Raw genomic sequence first — 12284 nt, 5'->3', positions numbered from 1 at the left:
GCTCGGGGAAGGCGCATGAATGGGCGCGTCCCCGGCCTGCTCGTGCTGGCTAGGCACCGACCTTATGACGCCGTTCTTCAAGGCCGCGTGATGCAAAGTCGCGATGCCATGGAGGCGCGCCGGCGGCTCGCCGACGAGGGGATCACGAGCCCGGCGCGACGATCCGGCCATGAATGAGGCAGACATCGACAGCGAGCGGACGTGCGCCGAAGCGATCTCGGCACAGGCCGCTTCGCCGGTGGAAGTACGCGTGGAATCGCGGCGCATCCGCGTCGACGACGACCACTTCTGCGCGACGCTGGCGGTGCCGCAACCCGCGCTACCGGCCGTCATCTTCGTACACGGCTGGAACGGGACGCAGGAGTTCGACCTGGGGCACGTGCGCGACGCGGTCGCGGTCGGTTGCGTGGTGCTGGCCGTCGACCTGCGCGGACACGATCGCGACGACCCGCGCAACGAACGCGTGACGCGCGAGGACAACCTGCGTGACCTGCTCGCCGCCTACGACTGCATTGTTGCGCGTGACGATGTCGATGAGCGCGCGATCGCGGTCGTCGGTTTCAGTTACGGCGCTTATCTCGCGACGTTGCTGACCGCGCAACGCCACGTGCAATGGCTCGCGCTGCGCGCGCCCGCGCTGTATCCCGACGAGGGCTGGAACGTGCCCAAGCACGAACTGGAAGCACGCGTCGCGCTGGACGAGTACCGCCGGCAGATACAGCCGCCTGACGGCAACCGCGCGTTGACGGCGCTGACGCAGTTCCGCGGCGACGTGCTGCTGGTGTCCTCGCAGCACGACCAGGTGTTGCCGCAGCCGGTCGCCGAAAGTTTCCGTGGCGCGCTGGTGCGTGCGTCTTCGATCACCACGCGAACGATCGCCGGTGCGGATCACGAGTTGTCGCATCCCGATGCGAAGCGTGCATGGGCCGACCTCCTGCAGGACTGGCTCACGGCGATGATCGGCGGCGCGAGGCGGCAGGCCGTCGTTGCCGCGCTGGAAGAACGTCACGAGACGGTGGACGGGGCAGGGGATCCGCACGAACTCGCGTGACGTTGTACGCCGCCGATGGTTGCGCGGCTATGGCCCCGCTCGCGGGAGCGGGGTGGAGTGAGGCCGAAGGCCTGCAACGCAGCGCCTCCTGCATGGCGCCAGTGCCAGAGCCTGGCAAGCGAGGCTCGGAGGCTGGTCGCCTGCATCGACGTGCCGAAAGTCGGCGCACTTCAGGCGATTTTGTGGGTGAGTCAACGACGACCACTGCAATAAGGCCCTAGGAACAATCCGAAAAAGTCGCGCGCAACCCCGCGTAGAGCAGCTTCCGACAACGATTTGGCCAAGCCGTAGAAAACTCTCATATAAGCAAAAGTCTCATCTCGCGAGCATCACCTCCGTTGCGAAGCGCACCGCGCCCAACGTCCTTTCCTTACCGAGGTGATGTCATGAACAAGATCTACCGCATCGTTTTCAACGCCGTGACCGGCCGCTGGGTCGTCGCTTCCGAACTCGCCACCGGCCGCAAGAAGCAGGGCGGCGGCGAGCGCGTGGCCGTGGCCGCCGTGCTGGTGACCGGCGTGCTGGGCAGCCTGATGGGCGCCGCGCATGCCGGTGTCGTCGTCAACGGCGATCCGCAGGAAGCCACCGCGAGCTGTGAGCTCATCACCGACAGCGGCACCACCACGTGGACCGCCAGCACCAATGCCGGCGCGTGCCTGGCCCCGGTGCTCGCCGGTTCGGCCAGCGGCCAGGGCAACCCGGGCGCGGACGCCGTGTTCTACGCCTCCAACAAGACCAACGGCAGCGAGGACTCGCTGAACCTCGGCGGTTATCTCGACACGTGGAAAACCGCCACCTTCCACGGCGGCATCGCGATGGACGGCCAGAAGATCACCGGGCTGGCGAACGGCACGGCGGCCACGGATGCGGCGACCTTCGGGCAGCTGAATGACGCGACGCATCTGTTCCGCGCGACGTCGGCAGGCGCGGATCCGACTGTGCTTACTGGAGAGAGCATCGCCATCGGTGGCGGGTCGCAGGCTGGCCTCAGCGGCTTCGGCGTCTACAGCGCGAACATTGCGGTGGGCTCGAACTCGATTGCCGGTGGCGGCAACTCGATCGCCCTCGGCACAGGCGCCAAGGCCGGGGCAAAAGCTCCCTATCCGAACACTTCCGACCTGATTGCGATCGGCGCCAACGCTCAGGCGGAGTACGGTCACAGCATCGCCATCGGCGGCAATGCCAAGCTGGATCTGGCCAGCAACGGCAGCAACGGGTTCGGCTACGCGGTCGGTATTGGCGACAGCACCACCGTCACGCAGGGTGGCGGTACCGCTCTTGGCGCCACTTCCTCCGTGACTGCCCTCAATGCCACCGCGCTTGGCGTGGGGGCGGTGGCGAGCACCGCCAACGGCGTCGCATTGGGCGCCAACTCGGTCGCCGACCGTGGCAACGCAGTGTCGGTGGGTTCCACCTCCACCAAGCGTCAGATCATCAACGTTGCAGACGGCACGGTTGCTACCGACGCGGCGACTGTTGGACAACTGACCTCGGCGATGCGGCATTTCCACGTCAACTCGGCGCTGTCCGATTCCACGGCCGGCGGGATCGACTCGACGGCTATCGGGCCGCAGGCGAGCACTACGTCTGTGGCCAGCAACTCGGTCGCCATCGGGCCGGCTGCCAAAGTGGAAGGGATCCAGAGCGTCGCCCTTGGGCGCCAGGCGACCGTGTCGGCCGACGACTCGTTCGCGGTGGGCTACCAGGCCAACATCGGTGCCGGTGCGATGAATTCGCTGGCCATCGGTCGCAGTGCGGTCGTTACGTCGAACGCGACCACCAGCGGCTTCGCGATCGGGACGGGTGCCAAGGTCGATGCCTCCGACAGCATCGCGTTCGGTCGTGACTCGTACACCGCAGGCACGGACTCGCTTGCCATTGGACGCAAGGCGAGCGTCGCTTCGGGCGCCATCAACTCGATCGCGATCGGCATGGGTGCCAGGGTGACGACGAACGCGACCACCAGTGGCTTCGCCATCGGCACCGGCGCCATGGCCGACGCAACGGATACCGTCGCCTTCGGGCGCGACTCCACGGCCACTGCGGCCAATTCGCTGGCGTTGGGCCACGCGTCGGTCGCCGATCGCGGCATGACTGTGTCGGTCGGCAAGGCCGGCTTCGAACGCCAGGTCGTGAACATGGCCAAGGGCACCGCCGACACCGATGCGGTGAACGTCGCGCAGCTCAAGGGTGTGACGGGTGCCATCGGCGGCGGTGCGGCGGTGAATGCCGACGGCACGATCAAGGCGCCGAGCTACGCGCTGTCCAACGCGAACACCATCGCCGGTACCACCGGTGCGGCGGCCGATGTCGGCGCGGGCTTCGCCAAGGTCGATTCGGCGCTGGGCAAGGTCAACACCACCGTCGCGCAGAACGCCACCGACATCGCCGGCAACACGAGCTCCATCACCAGCCTGCAGACGACCGTCAACAACATCTCCAACGGCACCACCGGCCTGGTGCAGCAGTCGGCCGCCGGCGCCAACCTCACGGTGGGCAAGGGCACCGACGGTGCTGCGGTGGATTTCGCCGACAAGAACGGCACGGCGCGCAAGCTGCTGAAGGTCGCTGCGGGCACGGTTTCGTCGGGCAGCACGGACGCGGTCAACGGCGGCCAGCTGTACACGACCAATCAGAACGTCGCGCAGAACACCGCCGACATCAGCTCGCTGGGCGGTCGCGTGACGACGGCGGAAGGCAACATTTCGACCATCAACACGAACGTCACCACCCTCGGTGGCCGCGTCACGACCGCGGAAGGCAACATCACCAATCTGCAGAACACGGTCAACAACATCAGCAGCGGCACGACGGGCCTAGTGCAGCAGTCGGCCGCCGGCGCCAACCTGACGGTGGGCAAGGGCACGGACGGCGCGGCGGTGGACTTCGCCGACAAGAACGGCTCGGCGCGCAAGCTGCTGAAGGTCGCGGCGGGCACGGTTGCGTCGGGCAGCACGGACGCCGTCAACGGCGGCCAGCTGTACACGACCAACCAGGCCGTGGCGCAGAACACCGCCGCCATCTCCACGCTGGACGGCCGCGTCACCACGAACGAAGGTGACATCAGCACGCTGAAGACCGACGTGACCAACATCGACGGCCGCGTCTCGACCGCCGAAGGCAACATCACGCAGCTCGACAACCGCGTCACGACCAACGAGGGCGACATCTCCACGCTGAAGACCGACGTCACCAACAACACCAACAGCATTTCCACGCTCAACACCAGCGTCAGCAACATCGACAGCCGCGTGACGAACGTCGAAGGCTCGGTGTCGACCATCACCAACCAGCTCAACACCGGCGAAATCGGCCTGGTCAAGCAGGACACCACGACCCGCGTCATCACCGTGGCGAAGGACGCCGACGGTGCGGTGGTCGACATCAAGGGCACGGCGGGTGCGCGCAGGCTCACTGGCGTCGCCGACGGCACGATCGCGGCCGGCTCGAAGGACGCCGTCAACGGCGGCCAGCTGGACGCGACCAACCAGGTCGTCGCGCAGAACGTGGCGGACATCGCCGACCTCGACGGCCGCGTGTCGACCAACGAAGGCGACATCACCACGTTGAAGACCGACGTGACGAACATCGACGGCCGCGTGACCAGCAACGAGAGCAGCATCGCCACGCTCGACACGAACGTCAGCAACATCGACAGCCGCGTGACGAACGTCGAAGGTTCGGTGTCCACCATCACCAACCAGCTCAACAGCGGCGAGATCGGCCTGGTGCAGTACGACGACGCGGCCGGCATCGTGACCGTGGCGAAGGACAAGGCCGGTGCGGCCGTGGACTTCCGCGGCTCGGCAGGCGCGCGTCGCCTGAAGGGCGTCGCCGCCGGTGGCGAGGACGAGGATGCGGTCAACGTGTCGCAGCTGAAGAAGATGGCCGATGCCATCGGCGGCGGCGCGACCGTCAACGCCGACGGCTCGATCACCGCGCCGACGTACTACGTCACCAATGCCGACGGTTCGAAGTCGGCCGTGACCAACATGGGCGATGCGATGAGCAACATCGACGGGCGCGTGTACAACAACACCACGCAGATCCAGTCGATCAGCACGCAGATCAGCAGCGGCACCATCGGCATGGTGCAGCAGGCCGGCGCCGGCCAGAAGCTGACGGTGGGCAAGGACACCGACGGAAGCGAAGTCGACTTCGCCGACAAGAACGGCAACGCCCGCAAGCTCACGAACGTGGCCGACGGCAAGGTCGAAGCCGGCAGCAAGGACGCCGTCAACGGCGGCCAGCTGCACGCGGTGAGCCAGTCGATGGCGAGCGCGCTCGGTGGCGGCTCGGTGGTCAACGCCGACGGCACGGTGACCGCGCCGACGTACACGGTGACCAATGCCGATGGTTCTTCCTCGCAGGTTAGCGGCGTTGAAGGCGCGGTCAGCAACCTCGACAACCGCGTCTATCAGAACACCACGGCGATCACCAACAACACTGCGGCCATCAACACCCTGTCGACGCAGATCAGCAATGGCGAAGTGGGCCTGGTGAAGCAGGACGCGGCGACGCGCCAGATCACCGTGGCCAAGGACAGCGACGGCACCTCGGTGAGCGTGGCCGGCACGGCGGGCGACCGCGTGGTGACGGGCGTCGCGGCGGCCAAGGCCGACAACGACGCAGTGAACCTGGGCCAGCTGAAGTCGGCGGGCATCATCGCCGCCAATGGCGAAGCCAAGTCGGTCATCACGTACGACTCCGGCGACAAGTCCAGCATCACGATGGGCGGCGAAGGCGCGACCACGGCGGTGACGATCCACAACGTCGCCGACGGCGTGGCCGACCACGACGCGGTCAACGTCAGCCAGCTCAACCAGCGCCTGCAGCAGAACACGACCGAAGTGCTGGTCCAGGCCAATAGCTACACCGACCAGAAGCTCGGCGACGTGTGGACGGGCATGGACAAGCTGTCGAATGAGATGGCGAAGCAGGACGGCCGCATCAGCTCGCAGGGTGCGATGTCGATGGCCGAAGCGCAGATGGCCTCCGGTGCCGCTGCGGCCGCGGTGGGCAACCCGAACGGCGCGTGGTCGGTCGGCCTGGGATCCGAGCAGGGCCACGGCGCGATCTCCGCCGGCTACGCCAAGCCGGTTGGCCGGAAGAGCCAGATCAGCTTTGGCGCAGCGTTCGGCGGCGACGACCACTCGGTCGGCGTGGGCTTCGCGCACAAGCTGTAAGCGGCACGGAAGCATGGGCGCCTCAGGGATGAGGCCACACGAAGGATGGAGCGGGCGACCGCTTCGTCCTTTCGAGCGTCCGGTCGCGCGAATCGGCGCGTCCGGCAAACGGAGCCGGCTGTATCCTGTGCGCCCGTGCGCAGGATGCCGCCGATGCCGTCACCACCGTTCCAGTTGCAGCAGATCGACCACGTGGTGCTGCGGGTCCGCGATGTCGCCGGGATGGTGGCGTTCTACTGCGACGTGCTGGGCTGCACCGTCGAACGCCGGCAGGAGGCCATCGGCCTGATCCAGCTTCGCGCCGGCGCCAGCCTGATCGACCTGGTCGACGTGGACGGCACGCTGGGCCGCAAGGGCGGCGCGGCGCCGGGCCAGGAAGGCCACAACATGGACCACCTCTGCCTGCGCGTCGAACCGTTCGACGTGGACGCGATCGTCGCCCACCTCACCGTGCACGAAGTCCGCGTCGCGGAGTTCGGTTCGCGTTACGGCGCGGAGGGCGAGGGCCCATCGCAATACCTGTACGACCCTGAAGGCAACCTCGTCGAGCTGAAAGGCCCGCCGGACGCCTGACCGTCACACATGCGGGCGCGATCGCGTCCGTATTCGCAAGAATCGAATTCCGCCGAGCCGATGCCCACGCAACCCGCCACGCTGTCCATTCCCGTCCGTCGCCTCGCCCTGCTGCTGGGCGGACTGGCGATGTTCGGGCCATTCTCGATCGACACGATCTTCCCGGCGTTCCCGGCCATCGGCGCGCAGTTCGGTGCCGACAAGCTCGCGATGCAGCAGACGATCAGCGTGTACCTGGTCGCCTACGCGCTCATGAGCATCGTGCACGGGCCGCTGTCGGACGCGATCGGTCGCCGGCGCGTGATCCTCGGCGGATTGATCGTGTTCGCCATCGCCTCGGTCGGCTGCGCGTTGTCGAAGGACCTGACGACGCTGCTCGCCTTCCGCGCGTTGCAAGGGTTGTCGTCGGGCGTGGGCCTGATCGTTGGCCGCGCGGTGATTCGCGACGTGCTGCACGGCGACGACGCGCAGCGGCTGATGAGCCAGGTGTCGATGATCTTCGGCGTCGCGCCCGCGCTGGCACCGGTGATCGGCGGCTGGATCCTCGGCGTCGCGCATTGGCCGGCGATCTTCTGGTTCCTGGTCGCGTTCTCGATCGTGCTGATCGTCGCGACGTGGCGCGCGCTGCCGGAAACGCATCCGTCGCAGGCGCGCCTGCCACTGGCGCCGAAACGTTTGTTGCGCGATTACGTGGCCATCATCGTCAATCCGCGTTTCCAGCGCCTGTCTGCTGCGGCGGCGTTCAACTTCGCCGCGCTGTGGGTGTACATCGCGTCGGCGCCGGCGTTCGTGCTCGATATCCTCAAGCTCAGCGAGCGCGAGTTCGGCTGGTTCTTCGTGCCGATGATCAGCGGCATGATCCTGGGCGCGTTCGTGTCCGGCCGCAGCGCGGGCAAGGTGAGCGGCGCGAAGCTGGTGTCGATCGGGTTCGCGTGCTCGGCCGTCGCCATGGCGATCAACCTCGGCTACAACCTGCTCACCGACGTGCCGAAGGTGCCGTGGGCGGTCCTGCCGATGATGCTCAACGCGTTCGGCATCGCCCTGGTGTTCCCCATCGTGACGCTTGCCATCCTCGACATGTACCCGCGCCAGCGCGGCTCGGCCTCGTCGCTGCAGGCATTTACCGGCCTGGTGCTCAACGCGGTGATCGCCGGCGTGCTGTCGCCGCTGATCAGCGACCACGCGCTGTGGCTGATCGCCACCGCCATCGCGTTCCTGACGATCGCGTTCGGCTTCTGGCGCTGGGAAGCGCGCGTGTCGCGGATGCGCAACGGCACGGAGGCGACGCCGACCGTCCCCGGCGAAACGCTGTAATCAGCCGCTGACCGCGACTCGGCGTCGGCGCATCCACGCATAGAGCGGGAAACCGGCGAGGATCAGCACCGCGCCCCACACGAGCGCTTCGGTGCCGATGCCGAACATCGCGTACAGGCTGTAGCCCAGCGCCAGCGCGGCGAGCGTGCGGCTCACCGCGCCGGTGCCGCGCACCAGCCACGCGGCGCTGCTGACGACGTAGGGCAGCAGCGTGGCGGCCGTCGAGAGCAGGATCGAGAACGTGAACACCTGCACCAGCGAGCGGCTGTAGTTCGCCGCGACGAGCGCGCTGGCGAGCACGCTGCTCACGATCACGCCGACCACGGGCGTGCCGCCCTTGTCGAGCTTCGTGAACGAGGCCGGGAAGAGGCCGTCGCGCGCGGCGGCGAGCGGCAGCTGCGCCGACAGCAGGATCCAGCCGTTGAGCGCCCCGAAGCAGGAGATCGCCATGACGACGGCGAGCGTCACGCCCGCGGCCGGGCCCCAGAGCGAACTTGCGGCATCGGCCATCGGCGCCTGCGACTGCGCGAGCACTTCGCGCGGCAACAGGCCGAGCACCGCCGTGCAGGCGAGGATCGTCGCCACGCCCGCGAGGAGCGCACCCAGCACGGTCGCGCGCGGCACGGTCGCCTGTGCGTTCTCGGTCGAGCCGGCGGGCACCGTCGCCGCTTCCAGCCCGAGCATCGCCCACAGCGTCAATGCGACGGTGGCGTTGGCGACGTGTGGCAGGCTGTCGATCGTCGGGTTGAACGGCGTGTAGTGCTTCGCATCGACGAACCACATCGCGACCAGGCCGAACAGCAGCAGCGGAAGCAGCTTCAGCACGGTGGTCACCAGCTGCAATCCGCCGGCTTCGCGCAGGCCGATGAGGTTCACGCCGCTGCACAACCACAACGCGCCGAGCGCGCAGATCGCCGCGCGCAGCGGCGTGGCGGTGAGCGCGGGGAAGATCGCGCCAATGCTCCCGGCGAACGCCACGGCAATGGCGGCCGTGGCGCACCAGATCGAGATCCAGTAGCTCCACGCGATGACGAAGCCCGGCAGTTCGCCGAACGCGTTGCGCGCGAACACGTAGGGTCCGCCGGTCTGTGGCCAGCGCATCGCCAGTCGCGCGAAAGTGATCGCCAGCAGCATCGCGCCGGCGAGCGTGATGCCCCAGCCGAGCAGGCTCGCCGCGCCGAACGGCGCCAGCGCCGCCGGCAGCAGGAACGCACCGGAGCCGATCATGCTGCCGACCACGAGCGCGGTGGCGGACCAGAAGCCGAGAGGGCGGGTTTGGGTCATGGGTGGTGTACTGGTCGAGGTCGGGGACGCCGAAGGGCAGGGCGGCGCGTCGCTTTTGAGTCGTCATCCCCGCGAAGGCGGGGATCCATCTGTCCGATGTGGCTCTGCTTTCAGGAAACTTGACGCGCTGAAGTGTGGATTCCCGCCTTCGCGGGAATGACGGCATTACCCTCCATCCGCCCGATACACCGCCCGCAACAGCTCATGGAAATGATGCACCGCGTTCTCGCGCAGCGGATTCAACCGGCCGGGTTCGTACGACCCCGACGACAGCCCACGCTGCACGTCCTCGCAGATCGTCAGGTCTTCCAGCTGCACTTCGTCGCTGAAATCGCGGTCAGCCTCGCGGCGCTGATGCGCTTCGTCGCTGTCGTCCATCGCGTAGTAGAAGTCGAACTCGACGCGGCAACGATCCACGCCCTTCGGCACCACGCGGTTGGTCTGCAGGCGGCCGGGCAGGATGTTGAGCATCGTGTTCGGCCACAACCAGTAATACAGCGCGTCGCCATCGCCGTAGAGGCCGTCGCCGCTCTCCAGCGGACTGAACTGGTATGAGTACCACTGCGCGGTTTCGGTGATGTAGCTGCGGTAATCGAGCAGCTTGTTCAATCCCGGATGGATGTGCGGGACGTGGTAGCCCTCAAGGTAGTTGTCGACGTAGACCTTCCAGTTGCACGCGACGTCGTAGCCGACGCGGCGATGGTGGCCGTAGCGTTCGAGATGGCGGTTCGGGCCGAGTCGCGCGTCGATGCCATCGACGAACGCGTCGAAGTCCGGCGCGCGTGCTTCATCGACCGCCGCGAATACCATCCCCTGCCACACGCGCACCGCCAGTTGCGGCAGGTGGATGTCGCCGGGCACGAAGTCCGGCGCGGAGCCCATTTCCGGCGCGGAACGCAGGACGCCGTCGAGCGTGTACGTCCAGCCGTGGTAGCGGCAGCGGAGCGACTTGGCGGCCAGGCCGTCGCAGCTGGCGATCGGCCCGGCGCGATGGCGGCAGACGTTGTGGAAGACGCGGATCTCGCCGTCCGCGCCGCGCACCGCGATCACCGGCAGCCCGGCGAAATCGCCGACGACGTGGTCGCCGGCGTCCTTCAGCTGGCACACGTGCGCGAGCAGCTGCCAGCCTGCGTCGAAGATCGCGCGGCGATCCAGTGCCGGCATCGCCGCGTCCACGTAGTAGCGCGGGGGCAGGGCGGTGGCGTGGTCGAGCGGCTGCGGTGCGAGGTCGGAGAGGCGGTCGGCGCGGTTCATGCGCGCAGGGTACGACCGCCCCTGCCATTGGGGAAGCGCCGGCGCGCGGCGGCGATCAGGGCTTCGTCGAAGCAGCCGCGGCCTGCTGCGCCGCAACGCGGCGTTCGACGTCGGCCAGCATCGCGTCGAGGTCGGCCCGATCGTGCACCTGGCCGCGCTGCACGACAGCGTGGATCCGGCGCGTGGCGTCGATGTCGCGCAGCGGGTCGGCGTCGAGCAGCACGACGTCGGCGATCTTGCCCGCCTGCAGCGTGCCGTATTCATCCGCGTGGCCGAGGAAGCGCGCGCCGTTGATCGTCGCCGCCTGCAGCGCCTGCGTCGGCGTCAGGCCGTAATGCACGAGCCAGCCCAGTTCCTGGTGCAGGCCGATGCCGGGGTAGTTGTAGGAGTTGAGGAAGCCCGCATCGGTGCCCGCGAGGATCGTCATGCCGGCCTTCTGCATCATCGGCAGCACGCCCGCGCTGGTCTCGAAGCGCTCGTGGCGACGCGCGACGGCCTGCGCGTCGTCCTTCGCCGCGCGTTCGACGCGCCAGGTGTAGGTGGCCTGCAAACCGGGGCCGATGTACTTCAGGTACGGGTCGCCCTTGTGGTCGTCCTGGTCGAGGTAGGTCACCACGCGGCTGCCGTTGATCGTCGGCGTGATCGCGGTGCCGTGCGCGGCGAGGTTGCGGTAGGCCGCCATCGCACGCGCGGGATCGAAGGTGGCGTTCCATTGCGTCCACGCATCGCGGCTGTTGATCTCGCCCCTGGCGATCTTCCCGCCGAGCGATTTCTCCAGCGGGGAGCCGGCCTTGTAGGCGTAGTCGAAGTGTTCGATCGAATCCAGGCCCGCCGCGCTCACTTCTTCGAGCGTGAGCGAATACGGCACGTGCGCGGAGGTCTTCATGCCGCGACGGTCGGCTTCCTTCACCGCAGCGAGAAACAGCTCCGGCGACAGCGTGTTGTCGGTGATCTTGACGAAGTCGACCTTCCAGCCCTGCAACTGATCGAGCGCTGCATTGAGTTCAGCCGTATTGCCAATCTCGATGTCGCCCGGCCAGATCGACTTGTAGCCTTCGATCTTCGGGCCGGAGGTGAAGATGCGCGGGCCGGCGAGCTCACCCTTGCTCACCTGGTCGCGCCACTGCAGCACGCTCGGGCTCAGATCGCCCGCGCAGTCGCGCACCGCGGTGATGCCGTGCGCGAGGTAGAGCGGAAGCAGGTTGCGGTTTTCCTCGATCAACTTGTCGCCGCCGCCGAAATGCACGTGCATGTCCCACAGGCCGGGGATGGCGAACTTGCCCTGCGCATCGACGACCTGCGGCGCCTCGTATCGCTTCGCCTGCTTCGCATCGGCGATGGCGAGGATGTGTCCGTCGCGAACGGCGATCGTGCGATGCGGCTGGAGTTTTCCGGAGACGACGTCGACGACGGTGGCGTCGCGGATGAGCAGGTCGACGCGTTCGGCGGCGTTCGCGGCGAACGGCAGCGTGGCGGCGATGGCGAGGAAAATCAGATGCTTGTTCATCCCGTCACCATACGCGTGCCGCGGTGGCGTCCGCGCTACGCAGGTTGGCGGGAATGCGGCGCGATGTCGCAGAAAAGAAAACGGCCGGCAGGGCCGGCCGTTTCCTTTGCGCGGT

7 protein-coding genes are annotated in these 12284 nt (G+C 67.6%); 4 read left to right on the top strand and 3 right to left on the bottom strand.

Features of this window, described 5'->3' with window-relative positions:
- Positions 1–169 precede the first annotated feature (169 nt).
- The 4 genes from ABIE51_RS14660 (at position 170) to ABIE51_RS14645 (ending at position 8124) form a co-directional block, all read left to right on the top strand.
- Positions 170–1051 (top strand): alpha/beta hydrolase family protein, encoded by an 882-nt coding sequence (locus tag ABIE51_RS14660; RefSeq protein ID WP_192631265.1) that lies wholly within the window; start codon positions 170–172, stop codon positions 1049–1051.
- A 386-nt stretch (positions 1052–1437) separates the two neighbouring features.
- The gene (locus tag ABIE51_RS14655) at positions 1438–6237 is read left to right on the top strand and encodes an ESPR-type extended signal peptide-containing protein (RefSeq protein ID WP_192631264.1); all 4800 of its coding nucleotides are present in this window, start codon (positions 1438–1440) and stop codon (positions 6235–6237) included.
- Positions 6238–6390: 153 nt separating this feature from the next.
- Entirely contained in the window at positions 6391–6810 is a 420-nt protein-coding gene (locus ABIE51_RS14650; protein WP_192631263.1) for a VOC family protein, read from the top strand.
- A 60-nt stretch (positions 6811–6870) separates the two neighbouring features.
- Complete coding sequence (locus tag ABIE51_RS14645) at positions 6871–8124, top strand: multidrug effflux MFS transporter (protein WP_192631262.1); 1254 nt, start codon at positions 6871–6873, stop codon at positions 8122–8124.
- On the opposite strand, the gene ABIE51_RS14640 is transcribed toward ABIE51_RS14645, so the two are convergent.
- The 3 genes from ABIE51_RS14640 to ABIE51_RS14630 all read right to left on the bottom strand — a co-directional run bounded on the left by ABIE51_RS14640 (position 8125) and on the right by ABIE51_RS14630 (position 12169).
- Positions 8125–9408 carry an amino acid permease gene (locus tag ABIE51_RS14640; protein ID WP_192631261.1) on the bottom strand — a complete coding sequence of 428 codons (1284 nt, stop codon included), beginning with the start codon at positions 9406–9408 and terminating at the stop codon, positions 8125–8127. It lies immediately after the preceding gene.
- 165 nt (positions 9409–9573) lie between these two features.
- Positions 9574–10662, bottom strand: coding sequence for an aromatic ring-hydroxylating oxygenase subunit alpha (locus ABIE51_RS14635; protein ID WP_192631260.1), 1089 nt, complete (start codon positions 10660–10662; stop codon positions 9574–9576).
- 55 nt (positions 10663–10717) lie between these two features.
- Positions 10718–12169 (bottom strand): amidohydrolase family protein, encoded by a 1452-nt coding sequence (locus ABIE51_RS14630; RefSeq protein WP_192631259.1) that lies wholly within the window; start codon positions 12167–12169, stop codon positions 10718–10720.
- Positions 12170–12284 lie beyond the last annotated feature (115 nt).

Origin of the sequence: Lysobacter sp. OAE881, assembly GCF_040546665.1 — a bacterium.
Classification (GTDB): Bacteria; Pseudomonadota; Gammaproteobacteria; order Xanthomonadales; family Xanthomonadaceae; genus Lysobacter_J; species Lysobacter_J soli.
The sequence above is the reverse complement of the archived record's forward strand: the minus strand, read 5'-3'. Positions and strand labels throughout refer to the sequence as shown.